Source organism: Variovorax sp. LjRoot175 (assembly GCF_964253805.1).
Taxonomy (GTDB): Bacteria; Pseudomonadota; Gammaproteobacteria; order Burkholderiales; family Burkholderiaceae_C; genus Variovorax.
In genome coordinates this window covers 4,850,214-4,871,390 of the sequence record NZ_CAXURY020000001.1, presented here as the reverse complement: position 1 = coordinate 4,871,390, position 21,177 = coordinate 4,850,214, and the positions used below count along the sequence as shown (strand labels likewise).

Genomic DNA, 21,177 nt, shown 5'->3' with positions numbered 1-21,177 from the left:
ATAGAAACAAACGTATTATTCCTTGAAAGGAACGGCTCGTGTAGGGAGGACTGTCCTGATCGAAGGGGGAGATTTGTCCCGGTACGTCCGTGAAGACGTCCATCGACAAGCGAAATACAGACGCTGACAATTCATACAATGTTGAATGTCACCGACCTATCCTGCGTGCACGGAGAACGTTCCGTCTTCACCGGCATCGACTTCAAGGTCGAGCCCGGCGAGTGGCTGCACGTGCGCGGTGCCAACGGCTGCGGCAAGACCAGCCTGCTCAGGCTTCTCGCCGGGCTGTCGCAGCCGGTGCAGGGCGAGATTCGTTGGTGCGGCAAGCCGACTGGCCAGGACGCGCAGGCGTACCGCGCCGACCTGCTGTTCCTCGGTCACCATGCGGCGGTGAAGGAAGAACTCACTGCGCTTGAGAATCTCCAACTTGCGTCGGAGCTCGACGGTATGGGTCTGCAACGGCCAGAAGCGTTTGCTGCGCTGCAACGCCTCGGCCTCAAGGGGCGTGAGGACCAACCTGTGCGTTTTCTCTCGGCCGGCCAAAAGCGGCGCGTGCTGCTCGCACGCCTCGTCACCCGAAAAGCGAAGCTGTGGCTGCTGGACGAGCCTTTCACCGCACTCGACACCCGCGCCGTGGAGATGCTGGGAACGCTCATCGGTGAGCACCTTGACCATGGCGGTATGGCCGTGGTCACAAGCCACCAGGCGGTGCAGATCGCCGGCGGCAAGGCGATCGACCTGTGAAGGCGGTGCTGGCCGTGATACGCCGTGACCTGCTCCTCGCGATGCGCCGCAAGACGGAGGTGCTCACGGCACTCTTCTTCTTCGTCATCGTCACCAGCCTGTTCCCGCTGGGCATCGGTCCGGAGACGGCGCTGCTGCGCAAGATCGCGCCGGGCGTGCTGTGGGTCGGCGCGCTGCTGGCCACCATGCTGGGGCTGCAGCGCATGTTCGCGGCCGACCATGCGGATGGCACGCTCGAGCAGATGCTGCTGTCGCCCACACCCCTGGCGCTGCTCGTGAGCGGCAAGAACATGGCGCATTGGCTGGTGTCGGGCCTGCCACTGGTGTTCCTCGCTCCCTTGCTCGGCATGCAGTTCGACCTCGACCGCGGCGCGTTGGGCGTGCTGACGCTGGGGCTGCTGCTGGGCACGCCGGTGCTGTCGCTGGTGGGTGGCATCGGTGCCGCTCTCACCCTTGGAGTGCGCGGCGGCGGCGTCCTGCTGAGCCTGCTGGTGCTGCCGCTCTACATCCCGACGCTGATTTTCGGCGCGGGCGCGGTCCACGCCCACACTGCGGGGCTTGGCGCCACCGGCCATCTGTCGCTGCTCGCCGCAATGCTGGCGATGGCCGTGTTCTTCGCGCCCTGGGCGACCACGGCGGCGTTGAGGATTGCACTGGAATGAGCAATCAAATCATCAACTGGTTCAAGCTCACCAGTCCCTACAGCTTCTATCCTCTGGCGGGAAAGATGATTCCCTGGTTCTGGCTGCTGGCGGCCATGTTCGGTATTGCCGGGCTCTGGGTCGGCTTGTTCGTCGCCCCGAGCGACGCCACGCAGGGCGAGGGTTACCGCATTATCTTTGTCCACGTACCGGCATCGTGGATGTCGATGTTCATCTATGTGGTGATGGCGAGCTGGGCCGGAATCGGGCTGGCGCTCAACGCGCGGCTCTCGGGAATGATGGCGCAGGCGCTTGCTCCCACCGGGGCGCTGATGGCTTTCCTGTCGCTGTGCACCGGGGCCTTCTGGGGCAAGCCCATGTGGGGAACCTGGTGGGTGTGGGATGCGCGTCTGACCTCCGAGCTGATCCTGTTCTTCCTGTACCTGGGCTTCATAGCGCTGCAGGCCGCCATCGACGACCCCCGGCGCGCCGACAAGGCCGGCGCGATCCTCGCGCTGGTGGGCGTGGTGAACGTGCCGATCATTTATTTCTCGGTGAAATGGTGGAACACGCTGCACCAGGGCGCGTCGGTATCGCTGACCAGGTCGCCCTCGATGGCCCAGACCATGTTGTGGGGCATGCTTCTGATGGTGCTGTGCTTCTGGATGTACTCGGTGGCGATGGCGCTCAGTCGCCTTCGCACCATCATCCTCGAGCGCGAAGCTCACACGGATTGGGTGCGCAGCCTGGCGGAGGTTGCGCCATGAACTGGCATTCCGCGGCCGACTTCTTCGCCATGGGTGGCTATGGGCTGTATGTCTGGGGCAGCTTCGGCGTGTGTGTCGCGGCCCTTGCCCTCGAGCCTTTCCTTCTGAGCAGGCGCCACCAGGCGATCGTGCGCAGCCTGCGCCGCCATGCACTGGCCGAACAGATGGACCAGGAGGCCTGATGAAAAAATGGAAAAAGCGTGCTGCGATCGTTGCCGGGGGCGTGCTGGCCGTCGGCGTTGCGGCTGCTCTGGTGCTCAACGCGCTCAACAGCAATATCGCCTTGTATGTGACGCCCAGCGAGGTCGCGGCCGGCAAGTCGCCTCAGGGCCAGGTGTTTCGCATCGGGGGCATGGTCAAGGACCACTCGCTTAAGCGCGACAACCTGACAGTCCATTTCGTGTTGACCGATCTGGCGAAAGATATTCCTGTCTCGTATACCGGCATCCTGCCCGACCTGTTCAAGGAGGGTAAAGGCGCCGTGGTGCAAGGCAGACTGGGCGCGGACGGCAACTTCACCGCGTCCGAGGTGCTGGCCAAGCATGACGAGAACTACATGCCGCCGGCCGCGCAACACGCGCTCGAGCAGGCCAAACGCGCTGAAGAAGCGCCTAAGCCATGATCCCCGAACTTGGCAATTTCGCCCTGATCCTCGCCCTTTGCGTGGCTGGCCTGCTCGGCACGCTGCCGCTGCTCGGGGCGCACTATGGCCGCCGCGAATGGCTGCTGCTGGCGCGCCCGGCCGCACAAGTGCTCTTCCTGCTGGTGACGGCGTCGTTCGTCGCGCTGGCCTGGAGCTTCTACCTCAACGATTTCTCGGTGGCCTATGTCGTCGGTCATTCCAACTCGCTGTTGCCCACGCCTTACCGGCTGGCCGCGGTGTGGGGCGGGCATGAAGGCTCCCTGCTGCTGTGGCTCTTGATGCTTGCGGGCTGGACCATGGCGGTCGCGCAGCTGTCGCGCGCGCTCGACGAAACCATGGTCGCGCGGGTGCTGGGCGTGCTCGGCCTCGTCGCTTGCGGCCTGCTCCTGTTCGTGCTGCTGACCTCGAATCCTTTCGAGCGGCTGGTGCCGGCGGCCGTGGAAGGACGCGACCTCAACCCGTTGCTGCAGGACCCCGGCCTCATCTTCCATCCGCCGATGCTCTACATGGGATACGTCGGATTCTCAGTCGCGTTCGCATTCGCGATCGCCGCGCTACTCGCAGGCCGCCTAGACGCCGCGTGGGCGCGCTGGTCGCGGCCCTGGACCACCACCGCCTGGATCTTCCTCACGCTGGGCATCGCTCTGGGGTCCTGGTGGGCTTACTATGAACTGGGCTGGGGCGGCTGGTGGTTCTGGGATCCGGTGGAGAACGCCTCCTTCATGCCCTGGCTGATCGGCACGGCGCTCATCCATTCGCTGGCCGTCACGGAAAAGCGCGGCAGCTTCAAGAGCTGGACGGTGCTGCTGGCCATCGGGGCGTTTTCGCTGTCGCTGCTGGGCACCTTCCTCGTACGCTCCGGCGTACTCACCTCGGTGCACGCTTTTGCCACCGACCCGAAGCGCGGCGTCTTTATCCTGGTGCTGCTCACGCTGGTGATCGGCTCGTCGCTGGCGCTGTTCGCCTGGCGCGCGCCCAAGGTGGCCCTGGGCGGGAGCTTCGCGCTGATGTCGCGTGAAACGCTGCTGCTGGTGGGAAACGTGCTGCTCGTGGTCGCGACCGGCTCGGTGCTGCTCGGCACGCTGTATCCGCTGATCGTGGATGCACTCAACCTGGGCAAGATTTCGGTCGGGCCGCCTTACTTCAACACGGTCTTCGTCCCCGTGATGGCCCCGGTGCTGTTCCTGATGGCCGCCGTCCCATTGGCGCGCTGGAAGCATGCGGATATCAAGGACATGGCACGGCGGCTGTGGATTGCCGCTGTCCTGGCGGTGCTGGGTGCCGTCGCCATTCCTCTGCTGATGGGCGGCTGGACGGTTCTGACCGGCCTGGGCACGCTGCTGTCCGTGTGGGTCGCAACGTCCATGGCCATGCAGATCGCCACGCGCCTGAAAGAAGGCATGCCGCCGCTGTCGTTCTGGGGCATGCAGTTCGGGCACCTTGGCATCGCCGTCTTCGTGATGGGCGTGACCCTGGTCGGCGGCTTCCAGCAGGAAAAGGATGTCCGCATGGAGCCGGGCGACAGCGTCACCGTCGGCGGCCATGAGTTCAAGTTCCTGGGGGTCACTCGCGTGGCGGGCCCGAACTACAGCGCAGCGCGCGGCCAGTTCGAGGTCAGCCAGGGCGCTCGCGCGAGCCGCACCCTCCATCCGGAAAAACGCATCTACGCGTCCTCATCGATGCCGATGACCGAAGCGGCCATCGACGCGGGCTTCACGCGCGACGTCTATGTCTCGCTCGGCGAGCCGCTCGAGGGCAACGCCTGGGCCGTGCGCGTCTACTTCAAGCCGTTCGTGGACTGGATCTGGGGCGGGTGCCTGCTGATGGCCCTGGGCGGCCTCTGCGCGGTGTCCGACCGGCGCTACCGTCTGCGAATCCGCGCTCGGGCCCAGGAGGCCATAACGGCACTGCGAGGTGCATCCCCATGAAGGCCAAGTTTCTGATCCCGCTCGCGCTGTTCGGGGTGCTGATCGGCTTTCTTGCCGTCGGACTGAAGAGAGACCCGCACGAGATTCCTTCCCCCCTGGTCAGCAAGGCGGCGCCCGTATTCAAGGTCCCGCAGCTGATCGTTCCGGAGAAGACCTTCTCGCCGGCCGACTTGAAAGGCCAGGTCTGGATGCTGAACGTCTGGGCGTCGTGGTGCGTGGCCTGCCGGCTGGAGCACCCGCTGCTGGTGGAGCTCTCGCGCTCGCAAGTGCTGCCCCTGATCGGCCTGAACTACAAGGACAAGCGCGAGGACGCGCTGAGATTCCTCGGTCAGCACGGCAATCCGTACAACCTCTCTGCGCTCGACGTCGATGGCCGCGTCGGCATCGACTATGGGGTCTACGGTGTGCCGGAGACCTACATCATCGACAAGAAAGGCGTCATCCGCCACAAGCAGATCGGACCGATCACGCCCGAGGCGCTGCAAAAAACCATCCTGCCCCTCATCAACCAGCTGAAGAATTCGTGAAGCGCCTGTTTGCATTGCTGATGGTTGCGCTCGCCCTCGGAACGGGATGGACCAAGGAGGCCATGCCGTTGGCCGAAGACCCGGTCGTTGAGCAGCGCATGATCGCCATTTCCGAGGAACTGCGTTGCCTGGTGTGCCAGAACGAATCGCTTGCCGTATCGCGTGCCGAGCTGGCGCAGGATCTGCGCCGCGAAGTGCGTACGCTGATCAGGCAGGGACGAAGCGACGACCAAATCAGGGACTTCCTGGTGGCGCGCTACGGGGACTACGTGCTGTACCGGCCACGGGTCAAACCCGAGACGTGGCTGCTGTGGGCCGGCCCCTTTTTGCTGATGATCATCGGTGTCGCAATCCTGCTGGTCTATCTGCGCCGGCGCAACCGCTTGATCGATGAAACCCCACTGACCAAAGATGAAGCGAGGCGCATCGATGCACTGCTGAAGGAGGGCGAAAAATGATGGGATTCCTCATCGGCGCCGCGCTGGCCATCGCGCTTGTTCTGGCGCTGCTGCTACGGCCCTTCGTGCACAAGACCGACCGGGCGCAGTCGTCGCGGCGCGAGCTCAATGCAGCGATCCTCCGCGAGCAGCTCGCCAAGTTGGAGCAGGACCTGGCCGATGGCACGCTCGGCAAGGAAGACTACGCGCAGGCGCGCGCCGAGCTCCAGCGGCGCGCGCTCGAAGATACGCGTGAAAAGGACGCGACCAGCACGCTGCGCGCCCCCACGAAAACCATCGTGGGCGTGAGCCTGCTTCTGCCAATTGCCGCCGGCGTTCTTTACCTGCTGATCGGAAACCCCGCCAGCTTGGCCCCGCGCGGTGCTCATCAGGAAACGGCCAAGGCCCAGGAGCTCGAGCGAATGGTGGCGACCCTGACGCGAAAGCTAGAGAAGGAACCGGGCAACCTCAAGGGATGGGCCATGCTGGCGCAATCGTACAAGGCGATGGGTCGCATGGTGGAGGCCGAAAAAGCGTTCGAGCGGGCCGGCTCCTTCATCGACAACGACGCGCAGATGCTCGCCATCTACGCGGGAGTCGCAGCGATCAACAATCGCGGCCGGCTTGCCGGCAAGCCGGCGATGCTGATCCAGAAGGCCTTGAAGGCCGACCCCGACAACGCGACGGCGCTGTGGTTGTCGGGCGCAGCAGATCTCGAAGCCGGGGAGTACACCCAGGCCTTGCGGGCCTGGGAAGGGCTGGCGGCGCGGCTGCCGTCCGGGTCCGACGATGCGCGCAAGCTGCAGCGCGCGATCCAGGATGTCAGAGCCAAGGCTGCCCTGGCCGCCAAAGCACCCGCCGTCGCGGAGGCCGCCGCAGCCGGCCGCGATGTGAGCGGGACGGTGGAGCTGGATCCTTCGCTAAAGGACAAAGCCGGCCCCGACGACACGGTGATGGTCATTGCCCGGTTGCCCGGTACCCGCATGCCGGTCGCGGCGGTGCGGCTTCGCGCTGCGGAGTTGCCGGTGAAATTCGTGCTCAACGACTCCCAATCGATGAACCCACAGTCGCCTATTTCTGCAGCCACAGAGGTGGAGGTCGAAGCACGTATTTCCAAGACTGGCCTTGCAAAGGCCGAACCGGGCGACCTGATCTCGGCCGTGCAGACGGTCAAGGTCGGTGCGGGTGGCGTTCTGCTGCAGGTGGCGCAGGTACGACCCTAGGGAGAAGCTGTGCCGCTGCCTTTGTCGCCCTCGCTTCGCGCGCGTCGCCGTTGTTCCTAGTGCGTTCGCCTCTGACCGGACGAACGAAAAGCCCCGACCGTTTCCAGTCGGGGCAAGAGGTCGGTGGTCGACCTTGGAGAAAGGGAGAAGTCTTAGGGTTTTCTACCGAGCCTTGGTTCCCGATTTTTTCAAGCTCCTGGTCAAGACGCGCTTCAGCCCGCGTCCGACTGCTGGTCTCCCACCATCTCGATCAGCGCCCTCGCCGCAGCCGAGAGTGTTGCCGCCGGGCGGCGCTTGGTTCGGCGCGGCTGTAGGTCCAAAATGAGACTGGCGTCCCCGCCGCGGTCATGACCCTTGTTCCGAGTTATGGTGAACTTGGCCGATTTGGACTCGTCGTTTTCAGTGCCCTGCAAGCATTGTGCTGCGCTGTTGCAGAAGCGGGAACGGTTTTGTCCATTCTGCGGTGAGGATCAGTTCGACACGGATGGCGCTGTTGATGCAAGGTCGACCGTCGAGCCTGAGCGCAGTACTTCCGCTGGAGGTGGCAACCTCGTCCCGACGAGCGCGGCCAAGGAGGAAGCGAGCTCCGAGATCGGCCTTGCCCGCCCCGGCGCCTTGTGGCAGCAGGAAGTGCTGGGAGGCGGCGGCTCAGGGCACCGGGCGGGCAGCTCCGCTATCCCGAATCGCTGGGTGATCGGCATCGTGGCGGCGCTGGTTTTGCTTGTTCTCGCCCTGGTGCATGACATCTATCTCGACAAGCAGAGCGAGGCCGGCAAGCTGCGACAGTTCAAGGCGAATGTGGAGCAAGTGCAGAGCGCCTTGAGCCGTGGCGACCTGAGTGCCGCGAAGCGTGTGCTCGACGCCTTGGACGCCGACCATGCGGATGACCCTGGCGTGAAGGAGTTATGGCAGGCGTTCGATCGGCGAGCGCAAGAACAAGCCGCCAAGCGGGAACAGCTTCGAGACGCCACCCTGAAGGCGTCCCAGGCGCTTGGACTCGGTGAGCCCGCCGCGCCTCCGGCCCAAGCCCCTTTGCCTCCCGAAGCGCCGATGGTTGCCATCCCTGCACCAGGGATCGGCGTGGCGGATCCGAAGGTAAAAGAGTGCGATGAAGCGCTTGCGGCACTGGCTCTCTGTTCGAAGAGATGAACTGGAAAGCCCTCCTGGCCGTCAGGGCCTAGAGCCCAAGCGGACCCCAGGCCGTTCGCAAGCACCGTGGCCAACTTCTTTCGCAGAAATGGCAGCGCGGACGCTCCAGAGTCGATGGTCGCCAAGTTCCAGCCATTCGGGCCGGCATCGGAGGTCGTCTGGCGCGAGCAGACGGGCGCGAAGTCGAATCTCTTCAAGCACTGGGATGCAATCAGGGCCGAAGGCATCACGGCATCGCAGTTCATCGCGTTCTTGCAGCCTCTCGCCGACCTGGACGGCATCACGGTCTCGTACACCTACAGCGATGAAGACGGCACGGAGCACGTCTACAACCACAGGCGCGGTGAGATCGGGAGTGCGAATCCGCTTTCCCGAGCAATTCAGGAAAAGAAGCTATCCAAAGAGAAGGCACTGACCTTCGCGCTGAATGAAGAGGGCCGCGTCTGGATCGAGAGCAACTTCATCGAGCTCAGCGACCTGAAGTAGGCGTTCGAGATTCCGGCCGGCCAGCTCCGAGGAGTCAGCCACCGGCTCATGTGAACGAGGCGACCCAGTCCCAAACCCGCGCGGGTGCCTCGACCATCACATTGTGACCATGCGGCCCAAGGTCTGAGGCATTGGGATCGAGCGCACGGATCTGCTCCATAGTCACCAGCGCGTCATCGCGCCCGCGGCCGAGATGGACGGGGCAGCGAGCCAGAGCCGCCAATTCGGACAGCGGCGGCTTGCCGACGGCATTGGCTCGAGGATCCATCGCGAGACGCCACCCATCGGCGCCGCGCTGGATGCCTCGCGTGACGACAGGTGTCGCTGCGTTGGCGATCCCGCCAAGGCCGGAGACCTTCAGGTACCGCTCCCACGCGTCTTCTTCCGTGGAAAACGTTTTGGCGGGCTGGGAAGCCAGCGTGTCCATGCGGCGGAGTTCATCGTCACTCCACGCGATCTTGATGCCGGCCCCGAAGACCTGATGCGGTGTGACACCGAACCAACCCGTGGCCAGGGCGAGACCGATCACCCCGCCCAGCGAGTGTCCGAGAACCACGAGCCGGCCTGCGGGATTGACGTGCGGCAGCGCGGCGCGTCCAACGGTTGCGGCGTACTGACCGATGGCATAGGAGTCTTGTCGGCCGGATTGGCCGTGGCCGGGCAAGTCCAGGACGACCCAGCGGCCGGCCCAGCGAATGCCGGCCCCTGCGCACATGGGCGACCACACGGCCCCCGTCGCGCCCATCCCATGCAGCATGAGGAGCAGGTCCGGGCCTTCGCCGCCTTGTTCCATGTACATGTCCACTGCCTCCATCGCACCTTCGATGGCGCAAGATTACTCGACAGCGCCCCTGCAGCGGGGGCTGCGAACATCTTCAGACATGTGCATCAGGCCGGGGCAAAGTAGCGTTAAGCGGATCTCTCGAACTCCTCGAGCGCAACCTCGATGGGATCGCGACGAGCGTTGGTGGGGTAGAGCTCAATTGCCCGGTCTGCAAGCAACTCAAGTGTGATCTCGCCTTTCACAAGGCTGGAGAACTCCTGTGTGAAGCAACGCAGCCAAGCTTCCGCTGGCGTGAGGGTGTAGCCCGCGATGACGACGGGTTGTTCAGGTTTCCAAATAGCAGTCATTCCAAAGCCAGTTCGTCAAAGGGGTGCCGGCGATCGCACGATCTCCACGGGCCCGATCCCGCTGTAGACGGTATCGCCAGTCTTCAACGATGTCACAGTACAGCGCTCACCCGGTGTCACTTTGTAGTTACCAGGCGCCAGAGGTAACTCGCGTGGTCCTCGCTCTGCAATTCGCGCCTCGCGCTTCGACTGTCCCATCCGTGACCGAGCGGACACCGTGCCGGGCCTAGAGTGCGTTGCATAAACCATCGAGCGGAGACATCCATGCACAGGTCCGGATTCTTGCGCGCCGCCCGCGCATCCCTTTGCGTTAGCGCCCTCGCGGCCGGTCTCGCGACCCACGCTGCGGAGACGGTGAAGATCGCATTCATCGATGTGTTGTCGGGACCCTTCGCGCTCAGTGGCCAAGGCTCGCTCAACCAACTGCGCGAGGTGGTGAGCCAGCTCAATTCCACGGCGGGCGCGGCTGATCCGAAGTTCGAGGTCGTCCCGTTCGACGGCAAGGGCACGCCGCAGGAGAGCACAAACGTGCTGAAGGCGGCGTTCGACCAGAACATTCGCTACGTGACGCAGGGCGGCGGCTCGGGAGTCGCCTTCGCCCTGGTCGACGCCATCAACAAGCAGGCCCAGCGCGATGTGAACGGAGCAATGGTCTACCTGAACTATTCGGCGATGGACCCGGGCCTCACGAACGACCGTTGCAGCTTCTGGCACTTCCGGTTCTATCCGTCGAGCGAGATGAAGATCGAAGCCCTGACGACCTACCTGAAGACGAAGCCGGATGTGAAGAAGGTGTTCCTGTTCAACCAGAACTACACGCATGGCCAGCAGGTGGCCAAGGCCTCACGCGCCTATCTCGCGAAGAAGCGTCCGGATATCGAGGTGGTCGGCGAGGACTACATACCGATCGCCTCGACGCGTGACTTCGCGCCCTACGTGGCGAAGATCGCGTCGTCGGGCGCGGACACGGTCATTACCTCGAACTGGGGCAGCGATCTCGGGCTGTTCCTGAAGGCGGCGCGCGATTTCGGCCTGAACATCAACTTCTACACGATGAACGCCAACAACCCGGGCGTGCCGGCGCAGATGGGCTCCTGGGGCGCCGACAAAGTGAGCGTGATCTGGAACTGGGGCAGCAATGCGCCGACACCGGCGCTGGAGAAGATCGCGGTCGCCTACAAGCAGAAGTCGGGCGAGGACTTCATCTTCGCCGCGCACTGGAACACGATGAACATGCTGCGTGCGGCGATGCAGAAGGCGAAGTCGACCGACCCCAAGAAGGTCGCCTACGCGCTCGAAGGCATGAAGTACCAGAGCCCGTTGGGCGAGGTCGAGATGCGCTCGACCGACCACCAGTTGCAAGCGCCGATCTACCTTGGCGTATGGGCCAAGAAGGGCAGCCCAGGCGTCAAATATGACGCTGAGAACACCGGCTACGGCTTTCGCTCCGAGGTGGTGTGGAGCCCGGCCGAGAGCACGCAGCCCACGACTTGCCAGATGAATCGGCCTCCGGCTTGAGCGCTTGGTCTCGTCTTGCGGCTTAGCGTCCAACCGAAGCGACGATCAAGAGGGCCAGCGCCAAGAAAACGCCCCCGACGAATCCGGCTTCTATCAAGAGCTCGCGCAAGGGAGCGTTCGTCCCGGGTGTACTAGCCGGTTCAGGCCGAACATCGTTCTGAGCTGCGTCCTCGCTCCCTAACCCCTGTCCGATCATTTGCATGGTTGGCGCTCCTCAGCCAGTGGCTTGTTCTCAAAGGTGCGGTCACTATAAAAACAATAGTACAAAAAATGTGAATTTTTCACATTTTGTGACTCCGCGATGCGTTACAAGAGGTACCAAAGTACTACATGTGACCGAAGATTTCGGTCATGAGAGACACACAAGACATAAATATCGGCTGGCGGACCGCGTATCACGTGAGGGCAGACGATCCTGCGAGCTTCTCCACGCACAGGATCACCGCCCTGCATCACAACTTTCACGAGCATCCGCTCTTCCAGGTGCCTGAACTCGTGAAGCTCGGCAAGGAGCTCGCTCCCCTGGGGCAGTGTCGATTCATGAGGCCTGGCCTCACAGTCGCTTCCACCATCGCGCACGACAGCCGGCATCCGGACGGGCGCAGCATCGACGAACACTTCGAGCGCATGGAGGAGCCGGGTTCGTCGGTGGCCCTCTACAACATCGAAGCCATTCCGCGCTACCAGGCCTTGCTGTTCGACATCGTCGACACCATGCGCTTCTATGTGGAACGCGAGCAGCCGGACATCTTTCGGGTGAACGGTTTCGTCTTCATCTCGGCACCGCCTTCGGTGACGCCCTTCCACATCGATCGCGAGAACAACTTCTGGCTGCAGCTGCACGGGCGCAAGATCCTGAGCGTCTGGGACCATGCGGATCGCAGCATCGTGCCGGCCGAGGCGGTGGAGGATTTCATCGTCACCCATTCGCTCAGGAAGGTGCGTTTCAGCGAAGAGTTCCGGTCTCGCGGCCAGGAGTTCCACGCGCGCCCTGGCGACGGCGTGTACTTCCCGAGCACCTCGCCGCACATGACGCGTTCCGAGCCTGATTGGACGGCCCCCGGCGATCGCGTGTCGATCTCGATCGGAGTGACCTTCTACACCTCGGTCACGCGCAAGACCGCTCGCGTCTACCAGGTGAACCGGGTCTTGCGCAAATGTGGGTTGTCGCCCACCTACCCCGGCGAGTCACCCGCGGCGGACGCACTCAAGGCGTCGGTGGGCGGGCTGGTCGGCGCGACGCGATCCTGCCTCGTCGACATGACCGCATCGGCGCGGCGCTTCAAGCCGGTGACGACACCGCCGCCGGGCTCCTATTGAACATTGAAGCCCCAGGCAGCGCCTGAACTCAGCTGACGGAAGAGAGCGCATGCTGGCCTTGGGGCCCGCGCTTCTCGCGACCGCCGAAGAGGTGGCCTATGCGAGCGGGGCATCGGCGATGTTCAAGCGGAGAGCTTGATCGGTGGGCGCGAGCTTCGGGACAATGAGCGGGATGAAATTCGCCCTCGCCCTGATCGCTTCCCTGGTGCTGCTTTCCGGCAAGAGCCCTGCCGCCGCGGCGGTCCAGGCGCAGGAGGGCGAGGACTTCGTCGTCCCCGCGTCGGCGCGGGTTCGCTACGGCGCCGGCGATCGCTGGGTAGAGAAGATCGTTCGCGGTCCGGCAAGCTGCACCAACGAGTTCTTCGGCACCGACCCGGCACCGCATGTGCGCAAGTCATGCACCATCATCGGTCCCGCCCCTGCGGCGGCGGCCAGGTCGATGGAGGCTTCGTCGAAGCCCGCGGCGAGCGGCATCGCCGACGTGGTGGATCGCGCAGGCAAGATCGTTCCAGCGGCCTACCGGGCCGTGGCTGCGGCCATGAGCGAGGCCGAGGGCATCGCCTACCGCTACGGCCCGGACGCCGCGCACTACGGCAGCGCCAACGCGAAGCTTCCCACCCTGTACGAGCGCGAGGACCATCTCGCGCGTTGCAACGAAAAGGGCGTCTGCATCACCTCATGGCAGGTCGGCGGTCCGCGCAAGGAGGTTGATTTTTCCTACTCGACCAACCAGTCCAGCGTCGTCTTCCTGGCCGATGATCCGGTCCAGCGCGCCGGTGTCGGCGACCTGCAGGCATCGGCCTTCGAGGTCAACACCTATGCACAGAAGCCGCAATTGCCCTGGCAGCTTGGGGGCGGCGGCCTCGACAGCGTGAATGTCGTGCAGTACCGCTCCGCCGGCCTGCTGCCGAACGACGGCAGCGCCCGCCCCGTCGCGGCCGGGCGCTGCAGCGGCCCGGCGGGCAACTGCCCGACCTCCGTCATCGCTTTCCAGAACGGCCTGCTCGCCACCACCGGCAGCAACACCGCCCACAACCTCGCCACCGCGCGGCTGGCGCCGAACAAGGTGCCGACCGCCGTCGCCATGACCAGCAACAGCGAGTTCGCCTTCGTGACCGTCTGGGACACGGCCGAGCTGAAGGGCCAGGTGGCGGTGGTCGCGCTGGCCGGCTTGTGCGACGGCTGCAAGCTCGAAGGGCCGTACTACGAGTGGTGGTCCGAATGGCAGGGCGTCTACCCGGGCTTGCCGAACATGGGCAACATCGCCTTCATGAAGGTGCTGGGCTACGTGGACCTGCCGGCCGACATGAAGGCGCCGACCGAGATCGCGGTCACCACCGGCATGCATCCTTTCAACACGGTGCTGGGCGGCGGCCTCTTCATGGGCCAAACCCACTCGCCGCTCAGCAGGCACTGGCAGTCCTTCACCCCGTCGGGCAGCAATTACAAGCGCTATGCCAAGGGCGGCGTGGCGGTGGTCGTGTCCAAGTCCGAGCAGAAGGCGGCCTTCATCGATCTGAAGCCGCTCTTCGGCTACATCAACGGCGTCTACTTCAGCGAGGCCGTCGGCAGCATCGGCCCGGTGGGGCAGGACGAGCGCCAGTGGCCGCATGCCTTCAGCTTCAAGCCGCAGGCGCGGCCGGTGGTGGTGAAGACGATCGCGCTCGATGCGCGGCCCACGGCCGTCAAGACGACCGTCACCCGCACGAAGGATGCCCACGCCTGGATCGCGACGCAGGAGGGCAGCCTGCGCATCTTCAGCCTGGGCGGCTACGCGCCGGGTGCCGAGCTCCGGTCGGGATCGCCGAACGGGATCGCGGCAGAGGGCAGGGTCGCCGTCGGCCGCAACCCGAGTTCGCTCGCGCATTCGAAGGACGACCCCGACCGGCGGCTGGATGCGCTCAACAGCCAGGTGATCGTGACTTCGCGCGGCGATCGCAAGATCCAGTGGGTCCGTTTCTCGGAAGACGGGAAGAGCGGCCGCGTGGTGCGCACGCTGCAGGACAGCCGCATCGTCGACCCGGTCGCGACCGAGGACATCGACAACTTCGCCAACCTCGGCCTGACGCTCAGCGTGGCGGACTACGGCGGCCGTGCGGTGCTCAACTACCGCTACGGCCCGGTGGTGTTCGCCGACCGCGGCGCGGAATGGGCCTGCCAGCCGCCGCGCGGCTGCCCGGTGAAGCCCACGGGCGATGTGGCCATCGAATTCGGAGGCGGCTTCAAGATGCAGGGGCGGCCTTACCAGATCAACACCTCGAACGTGCCCTGAGCGCCGCTGACTTCGAGGGCGATGGCCGCCAGCGGCGGGCAACCCATGTGCCCCGATGACGAAAGCGGAGCACGTGAAATGCACAGGGGCGTTCGTTAGAACTAGGTTATCTTCCGCCGCTACAAGCCCCTATCTTTTTTGCAGACGGCACTTCCGACCATGTTTCGAACCCTGCTCAAGTCCAAGATCCACCGCGCAACCGTCACCGATTGCGAATTGCACTACGAAGGCTCATGTGCCATCGATGAAGACCTGCTGGAAGCCGCCAATCTGGGCGAGAACGAACAGGTTCACATCTGGAACATCAACAACGGCGAACGCTTCGTGACCTATGCGATCCGAGGCCAGCGCGGCACCGGCATCATCTCGGTCAACGGTTCTGCCGCGCGTCGGGCGTCGGTGGGCGACCTGATCATCATCGCCGCCTTCGGCCTCATCCCCGAGGATCGGGTCAGCAGCTTTCGGCCGAAGCTGGTGTTCGTGGACGACGCCAATCGCATCAAGGAAGAGCGCGCCCACATCCCCGTACAGCCCGCTGCGGCCTGAGCGCTGGCGGTTCCTGCACTGGCCCGCTTCGGGCAGGCCGACCGATCGGGGCGCCACGCGCAGCACTCTCTACATCCATCGCATGCACACATCCGTCGGCGCCAACCATTCCTGGCAGCAGCGCAGCCTGCGAAGCGTCTGGCACCCCTGCACGCAGATGCAGCGCGCAGCCGCGGTGCCGCCGCTGCCGATCGCGCGGGGCGTTGGCCCGTGGCTTTTCGACCATGAAGGACAGCGCTACTTCGACGCCACCAGCTCCTGGTGGGTCAACCTGTTCGGCCATGCCGATGCGCGCATCAACGCGGCGCTCAAAGACCAGCTCGACCGCCTGCCGCACGTGATGCTGGCAGGCTGCACGCACGCACCGGCGGTGGAACTGGCCGAACGCCTGTCGGCCTTGACCGGCGGCGTGCTCGGCCATTGCTTCTTCGCCAGTGACGGCGCCTCGGCGGTCGAGATCGCGCTGAAGATGAGCTTCCATCATTGGCGCAACCGCGGCCGCCCGAACAAGCGCGAGTTCGTCTGCCTGCGCCAGGGCTACCACGGCGAGACGCTGGGCGCCCTGGCGGTCACCGATGTGGCGGTGTTCCGCGACGCGTACGACCCGCTGCTGATGCGCGCGCACCAGGTGATGTCGCCCGACGCGCGCCAGGCAGCCGCCGGGGAGACCGCGGCGGACGTCGCTGCGCGGGCTGCGGCCGAGCTGCAGGCGCTGTTCGAATCGCGCCATGAGCACATCGCTGCGTTGATCGTCGAGCCGCTGGTGCAGGGCGCCGCCGGCATGGCGATGCACGACGCAGCCTACCTGCGCACGGTGCGCGCGCTGTGCGAGCGCTACGAGGTGAGCCTGATCGCCGACGAGATCGCAGTCGGCTGCGGGCGCACCGGCACCTTCTTCGCCTGCGAGCAGGCCGGCATATGGCCGGACTTCGTCTGCCTCTCCAAGGGCATCAGCGGCGGCACGCTGCCGCTGTCGCTGGTGATGACGCGCGACGCGATCTACGAGGCTTTTCTCGACGACGACGTCGCACGCGGCTTCCTGCATTCGCATTCCTACACCGGCAACGCGCTGGCCTGCCGCGCGGCGCTGGCGGTGCTGGACCGCTTCGAAGAGGACGACGTGCTGCAGCGCAATCTTCAGCGTGCCGCCGCGCTGAGCGCGGCGCTCGCGCCATTGCAGTCCGACCCACGCATCGAGCATTTCCGCCAGCGCGGGATGATCTGGGCCTTCGACGTGCGCGAGGCCTTCGTCGGCGAGCGCTTCGCCGAACGCTTTCATCTCGCCGGCCGCGAGCGCGAATTGCTCATTCGCCCGATCGGCCGCACCGTCTACCTGATGCCGCCCTACGTGCTGGACGACGGGCTCGCAGCCTGGCTCGCGCAGCGCGTGATGCAAACGCTGGATGCCGTGGCCTCTGCAGGGAACGCCCATGCTGATCGAACACCTGAACCACCGACTGCGTGAGCTCGAGGCCCAGGCGCTGCGCCGGCAGCGGCGCACCGCCGAGTCGCCCTGCGCGCCGCACCAGCAGGTGTCCGGGCGCGAGATGCTGGCCTTCTGCAGCAACGACTACCTGGGGCTCGCGAACCATCCGGCGCTCGTCGAGGCGCTGGCCGAAGGCGCACGCCTCCATGGCGCCGGCAGCGGCGCATCGCATCTGATCAGCGGCCACTCGCGTGCCCATGCGCTGCTCGAGGACGAGCTCGCGCGATGGATGTCGCCCTCCATCCCCGATGCGCGCGTGCTGAGCTTCTGCACCGGCTACATGGCCAACCTGGCGCTGCTCACAGCGCTGGGCGATGCGAGCGCGACGATCTTTGCCGACAAGCTCAACCATGCCTCGCTGGTCGATGGCGCGCTGCTGGCCAAGGCACCGCTGCAGCGCTACCCGCACGGCCGGCTCGACCTGCTGGCGAGCCAGCTCGGGCGTTGCAGCACGCCAGTCAAGCTGATCGTGAGCGATGCGGTCTTCAGCATGGACGGTGACCTGGCCGATTTGCCGGCCCTCCTGGCGCTCGCCGAAGCGCACGACGCCTGGCTGGTGGTCGACGACGCCCATGGCTTCGGCGTGCTCGGCGAAGGCGGCAGCGGCAGCCTGTCGCACTTCGGCCTGCGCAGCGAGCGCCTGATCTACATGGGCACGCTCGGCAAGGCCGCAGGCCTGGGCGGCGCCTTCGTGGCCGCGCACCCCAGCGTCATCGAGTGGCTGGTGCAGTCGGCGCGCAGCTACATCTACACCACCGCGGCGCCGCCGGCGATCGCGCATGCGCTGTGCGCGAGCCTGCGCCTGATCGGCGGCGACGAGGGCGATGCGCGGCGTGCGCGACTGCGGCAGCTGATCGGCATGCTGCGCGATCGGCTGGGTGCGCTGATGCAGCACAACCCCCGGCTCGGCTGGTGCCTGGCCGATTCCGCCACCGCGATCCAGCCCTTGATCGTCGGCGACAACGCGGCGGCGCTGGCCTTGTCCGCCGCGCTCGATGCACAAGGCCTGTGGGTGCCGGCGATCCGACCGCCGACCGTGCCTGCGGGCACCGCGCGGCTGCGCATCACGCTGAGCGCAGCGCACACGCCGCAGGACGTGCAGACCCTGATCGATGGCCTGGCACGGGCCGCCGGGAACTTGCGATGAGGGCCGCAGCGATGCACGGCTGCTTCGTCACCGGCACCGACACCGAGGTCGGCAAGACGCGCGTCAGCGCCGCCTTGCTGCACTGGCTCGGCGAGCGGGGTGTGCGTTGCGCCGGCTACAAGCCGGTGGCCGCCGGCATCGAGACGATCGATGGCGAGGACGTCAACGAGGATGTGCGCGCACTGCGCGACGCGAGCTCGGTGGTGATGACCGATGCCGAGGTCGGCCCCTGTCAGTTCGAAGCTGCCTGCGCCCCGCACATCGCGGCAGCGCTCGAAGGCCGCAGCATCGAGCGTGCCGTCCTGCTGCAAGGAGCCAGGACGCTCGCGGCGCGCGCCGAGTACCTGATCGTCGAAGGCGTCGGCGGGTTCTGCGTGCCGCTCGGCGCGGACTTCGACAGCGCCGACTTCGCCGTGGACCTGCAGTTGCCGGTGGTGCTGGTGGTCGGGCTGCGCCTGGGCTGCATCAACCACGCGCTGCTGAGTGCCGAGGCGATCTGCGCGCGCGGCCTGCGGCTGGCGGGCTGGATCGCGAACACCGTCGACACGGGAATGCCGCACCGCGATGCCAATCTCGCCACCCTGCGCGATGAACTGGGCGGGCGCCACCAAGCGCCTTGCCTGGGCGTGGTTCCCCGCATGAGCAGCCCTGACCCGGCGGCTGTCGCAGCCTGCTTCGACGATGCGGCGTTGCGCGCGCTGTTCGGGCTGGCATAAGGCAAGCTTTCACTCCGATCCCCCGCATGGCGCAATTTGCAACCAGATTGGCTGCCCTTGTGACTGGCTCCTGGCTATCCTGACTCGGATGGCCATCCCACCCGAAGGACGACATGACCACCACAGCCACCGTTTCCCTGTCATCATTGCGCACCAAGACGTCGCGCCCCGAGCCTCGCCCGGAGCGCTGGGGCGTCGCCGACGTCGAAGCCCTGTTCGCGCTTCCGCTCATGGACCTGCTGTTTCGCGCCCAGCAGGTGCACCGCGAGCACTTCGATGCCAACGAGGTCCAGCTGTCCACGCTGCTCTCGATCAAGACCGGCGGCTGCGCGGAGGATTGCGGCTACTGCCCGCAGTCCTCGCATTTCGACACCGGTGTCGAGGCGAGCAAGCTCATGCCGCTGCAAGAGGTGGTCGAAGCGGCCCGGGCCGCGAAGGCCCAGGGCGCCACGCGCTTTTGCATGGGTGCCGCCTGGCGCAGCCCCAAGGCGCGCGACATGGAGCGCGTGACCGACATGGTGCGCGAGGTCCGGGCGCTGGGCCTGGAAACCTGCATGACGCTGGGCATGCTCGAAGCCGAGCAGGCCCAGGCGCTGAAGGACGCGGGGCTGGACTACTACAACCACAACCTCGACAGCGCGCCCGAGTTCTACGGAAGCATCATCAGCACCCGCACCTACCAGGACCGGCTCGACACGCTGGCCCATGTGCGGGACGTGGGCATCAATGTCTGCTGCGGCGGCATTGTCGGCATGGGCGAAAACCGCGCGCAGCGCGCCGGGCTGATCGCGCAGCTGGCCAACCTCGATCCGTACCCCGAGTCGGTGCCGATCAACAACCTGGTGCAGGTCGCGGGCACGCCGCTGGCCGGCACCGAGCCGATCGACCCCTTCGAGTTCGTGCGCACCATCGCGGTCGCGCGCATCACGATGCCGACGACCATGGTGCGGCTGTCGGCCGGGCGCGAGCAGATGGATGAGGCGCTGCAGGCGCTGTGCTTCGCGGCCGGCGCCAATTCGATCTTCTACGGCGACAAGCTGCTGACCACGAGCAACCCGCAGGCCGAGCGCGACCGCGCGCTGTTCGAGCGCCTGGGGCTGAAAGCGCAGCGCAGGCAATGAGTGCGCTGCCGATGCCGGCGGCGGTGCCGAGCCCGCTCGGCCGCCCGATCATCGACGCGGCGTTCCGCGCCGATCCCTATCCGACCTACGCTGCGCTGCGCGAGGCCGGGCCGATCCACTGGAGCGAGGAGTTCTTCGGCGGCGCGTGGCTCCTGACCCGCCATGCCGACGTGGAGGCCGTGCTTCGCGACGCCGCGCGTTTCTCGGCGCAGCGCACCGGCGGCTGGGTGATGCGAAGTCGGGCCGCGCGCAGCGAACTGATGGACTTCCAGCAGCTCTTCGCGCGCGCGATGCTGTTCGTCGATGCGCCGGACCACACGCGCATTCGGGGCGTTCTCAATGCGGGTTTTCGCAACGACGTTCTGCAGCAGTTCGTGCCGGCCATCGCGCAGCGCGTCGATGCCTTGCTCGATGCGGTGGACGCCGACGCGGGCTTCGACTTCATGCAGGCGCTGGCGCGGCCGCTGCCGGCCGAGGTGATGGCGATGCTGATGGACATCCCCGCGGCCGATCGCGGCGACTTCATCGCCTGGTCGGACGATCTGGCGGCTTTCATCGGTGCGCCCATGCCCTCGCTCGATCAGGTACGGCGCGCGCGCACCAGCCTGCTGGCGATGTGCGGCTACTTCGAGCAGCTCGTGCCGCAGCGCCGGTGCGCCCCGGGCGACGACCTCGTGAGCCGGCTGCTGCGCGCCGAGGCGGCGGGCGATATCCGCGCCGGCGCCGAACTGCTCGCCCAATGCGCGATGCTGCTGTTCGCCGGCCACGAGACCACGCGCAACCTGCTGGGCAACGGGCTGCAGGCGCTGCTTGCCGATCCGGCGTCGTGGCAGCGCCTGCAGCGCGAGCCCGCGCTGCTGCCGGGCGCGGTGCGCGAGCTGCTTCGCTTCGACAGCCCTGTGCAGTACACCGGTCGCCGCGTCGCGGCCGATCTCGTGTTGCATGGCCAGCCACTGCGCCGCGGCGACCTGGTCGTTGCGCTCATCGCCTCTGCCAACCGGGACCCGGGGCGCCACGCAGAACCCGATCGGCTGGACATCGCACGCCGCCCCGGTGGCCTGCTGTCCTTCGGCGCCGGTCCGCATGTATGTATCGGCGCGAGCTTGACGCTGATGGAGGCCGAGATCGTCTTCGGCCGGCTGCTGCGCCGATTCCCGGGCCTGCAGCGGCTCGATGCGCAACCGCGCTGGAGCGGCAATGCGGTGTACCGCGGCCTGAGCGCACTGCCGGTGCGAGCCCGCAGCCGAGTGGGGGGAGACGGTGGCCAAAGGGGTTCGCATGATCGAGACTTTGAGCAGAGGGTGCAAGGTGCGCCCGGCAAGTGTCGATGGCCTTGACGGTTGATGGCGTCATACTGCCGGCCATCGATCTTCTC

Annotated in this window: 22 protein-coding genes; 20 read left to right on the top strand and 2 right to left on the bottom strand. The window is 66.0% G+C overall.

Translation table 11 applies throughout. The annotated features are described in order from the left end of the window. Window positions 1-138: 138 nt before the first annotated feature. The 11 genes from ccmA (at window position 139) to ACSQ89_RS24175 (ending at window position 8,545) form a co-directional block, all read left to right on the top strand. Window positions 139-744, top strand: coding sequence for a cytochrome c biogenesis heme-transporting ATPase CcmA (gene ccmA, locus ACSQ89_RS24225; RefSeq protein WP_436293440.1), 606 nt, complete (start codon window positions 139-141; stop codon window positions 742-744). Then, on the top strand, window positions 741-1,406 hold the full coding sequence (ccmB, locus tag ACSQ89_RS24220; protein WP_436293441.1) for a heme exporter protein CcmB: 666 nt from the start codon (window positions 741-743) through the stop codon (window positions 1,404-1,406). Before ccmA ends, ccmB begins: the two co-directional genes overlap by 4 nt. Next, window positions 1,403-2,152, top strand: a complete 750-nt coding sequence (ccmC, locus tag ACSQ89_RS24215; RefSeq protein ID WP_436293442.1) for a heme ABC transporter permease CcmC — start codon at window positions 1,403-1,405, stop codon at window positions 2,150-2,152. Before ccmB ends, ccmC begins: the two co-directional genes overlap by 4 nt. After that, window positions 2,149-2,334, top strand: coding sequence for a heme exporter protein CcmD (gene ccmD, locus ACSQ89_RS24210; protein ID WP_436293443.1), 186 nt, complete (start codon window positions 2,149-2,151; stop codon window positions 2,332-2,334). Before ccmC ends, ccmD begins: the two co-directional genes overlap by 4 nt. Further along, window positions 2,334-2,774, top strand: coding sequence for a cytochrome c maturation protein CcmE (gene ccmE / locus ACSQ89_RS24205; RefSeq protein ID WP_436293444.1), 441 nt, complete (start codon window positions 2,334-2,336; stop codon window positions 2,772-2,774). The genes ccmD and ccmE overlap by 1 nt, the downstream gene beginning before the upstream one ends. Next, a complete protein-coding gene (locus ACSQ89_RS24200) occupies window positions 2,771-4,723 on the top strand; it encodes a heme lyase CcmF/NrfE family subunit (RefSeq protein WP_436293445.1) in 1,953 nt (650 codons plus the stop codon). Before ccmE ends, ACSQ89_RS24200 begins: the two co-directional genes overlap by 4 nt. Further along, window positions 4,720-5,250 carry a DsbE family thiol:disulfide interchange protein gene (locus ACSQ89_RS24195; protein ID WP_436293446.1) on the top strand — a complete coding sequence of 177 codons (531 nt, stop codon included), beginning with the start codon at window positions 4,720-4,722 and terminating at the stop codon, window positions 5,248-5,250. Before ACSQ89_RS24200 ends, ACSQ89_RS24195 begins: the two co-directional genes overlap by 4 nt. After that, entirely contained in the window at window positions 5,247-5,708 is a 462-nt protein-coding gene (locus ACSQ89_RS24190) for a cytochrome c-type biogenesis protein (protein ID WP_436293447.1), read from the top strand. Before ACSQ89_RS24195 ends, ACSQ89_RS24190 begins: the two co-directional genes overlap by 4 nt. Continuing rightward, window positions 5,705-6,910: a c-type cytochrome biogenesis protein CcmI gene (ccmI, locus tag ACSQ89_RS24185; protein WP_436293448.1), complete on the top strand. Its 1,206-nt coding sequence runs from the start codon at window positions 5,705-5,707 to the stop codon at window positions 6,908-6,910. The genes ACSQ89_RS24190 and ccmI overlap by 4 nt, the downstream gene beginning before the upstream one ends. A 366-nt stretch (window positions 6,911-7,276) precedes the next feature. Next, a complete protein-coding gene (locus ACSQ89_RS24180; protein WP_436296545.1) occupies window positions 7,277-8,059 on the top strand; it encodes a hypothetical protein in 783 nt (260 codons plus the stop codon). Window positions 8,060-8,173: 114 nt separating this feature from the next. Continuing rightward, on the top strand, window positions 8,174-8,545 hold the full coding sequence (locus ACSQ89_RS24175) for a hypothetical protein (RefSeq protein ID WP_436293450.1): 372 nt from the start codon (window positions 8,174-8,176) through the stop codon (window positions 8,543-8,545). A 46-nt stretch (window positions 8,546-8,591) separates the two neighbouring features. On the opposite strand, the gene ACSQ89_RS24170 is transcribed toward ACSQ89_RS24175, so the two are convergent. Both ACSQ89_RS24170 and ACSQ89_RS24165 read right to left on the bottom strand, forming a co-directional pair. Further along, window positions 8,592-9,344: an alpha/beta fold hydrolase gene (locus ACSQ89_RS24170; RefSeq protein WP_436293451.1), complete on the bottom strand. Its 753-nt coding sequence runs from the start codon at window positions 9,342-9,344 to the stop codon at window positions 8,592-8,594. Between the two features lie 110 nt (window positions 9,345-9,454). Next, window positions 9,455-9,676 (bottom strand): hypothetical protein, encoded by a 222-nt coding sequence (locus tag ACSQ89_RS24165; RefSeq protein WP_093109738.1) that lies wholly within the window; start codon window positions 9,674-9,676, stop codon window positions 9,455-9,457. Between the two features lie 264 nt (window positions 9,677-9,940). On the opposite strand from ACSQ89_RS24165, the gene ACSQ89_RS24160 reads away from it, so the two are divergent. The 9 genes from ACSQ89_RS24160 (at window position 9,941) to ACSQ89_RS24120 (ending at window position 21,139) form a co-directional block, all read left to right on the top strand. Then, a complete protein-coding gene (locus tag ACSQ89_RS24160; protein ID WP_436293452.1) occupies window positions 9,941-11,194 on the top strand; it encodes a branched-chain amino acid ABC transporter substrate-binding protein in 1,254 nt (417 codons plus the stop codon). A gap of 399 nt (window positions 11,195-11,593) precedes the next feature. After that, entirely contained in the window at window positions 11,594-12,514 is a 921-nt protein-coding gene (locus ACSQ89_RS24155; protein ID WP_436296544.1) for a JmjC domain-containing protein, read from the top strand. A gap of 172 nt (window positions 12,515-12,686) precedes the next feature. Then, entirely contained in the window at window positions 12,687-14,786 is a 2,100-nt protein-coding gene (locus ACSQ89_RS24150) for a hypothetical protein (protein ID WP_436293454.1), read from the top strand. 159 nt (window positions 14,787-14,945) lie between these two features. Continuing rightward, window positions 14,946-15,332: an aspartate 1-decarboxylase gene (gene panD / locus ACSQ89_RS24145; RefSeq protein ID WP_436293455.1), complete on the top strand. Its 387-nt coding sequence runs from the start codon at window positions 14,946-14,948 to the stop codon at window positions 15,330-15,332. A gap of 82 nt (window positions 15,333-15,414) precedes the next feature. Then, window positions 15,415-16,797, top strand: coding sequence for an adenosylmethionine--8-amino-7-oxononanoate transaminase (bioA, locus tag ACSQ89_RS24140; protein WP_436293456.1), 1,383 nt, complete (start codon window positions 15,415-15,417; stop codon window positions 16,795-16,797). Next, a complete protein-coding gene (gene bioF / locus ACSQ89_RS24135; RefSeq protein ID WP_436293457.1) occupies window positions 16,763-17,965 on the top strand; it encodes an 8-amino-7-oxononanoate synthase in 1,203 nt (400 codons plus the stop codon). Before bioA ends, bioF begins: the two co-directional genes overlap by 35 nt. Then, complete coding sequence (gene bioD, locus ACSQ89_RS24130) at window positions 17,962-18,681, top strand: dethiobiotin synthase (protein ID WP_436296543.1); 720 nt, start codon at window positions 17,962-17,964, stop codon at window positions 18,679-18,681. Before bioF ends, bioD begins: the two co-directional genes overlap by 4 nt. Before the next feature lie 113 nt (window positions 18,682-18,794). Next, a complete protein-coding gene (gene bioB, locus ACSQ89_RS24125) occupies window positions 18,795-19,802 on the top strand; it encodes a biotin synthase BioB (RefSeq protein WP_436293459.1) in 1,008 nt (335 codons plus the stop codon). Further along, window positions 19,799-21,139: a cytochrome P450 gene (locus tag ACSQ89_RS24120; protein ID WP_436293460.1), complete on the top strand. Its 1,341-nt coding sequence runs from the start codon at window positions 19,799-19,801 to the stop codon at window positions 21,137-21,139. Before bioB ends, ACSQ89_RS24120 begins: the two co-directional genes overlap by 4 nt. Window positions 21,140-21,177 lie beyond the last annotated feature (38 nt).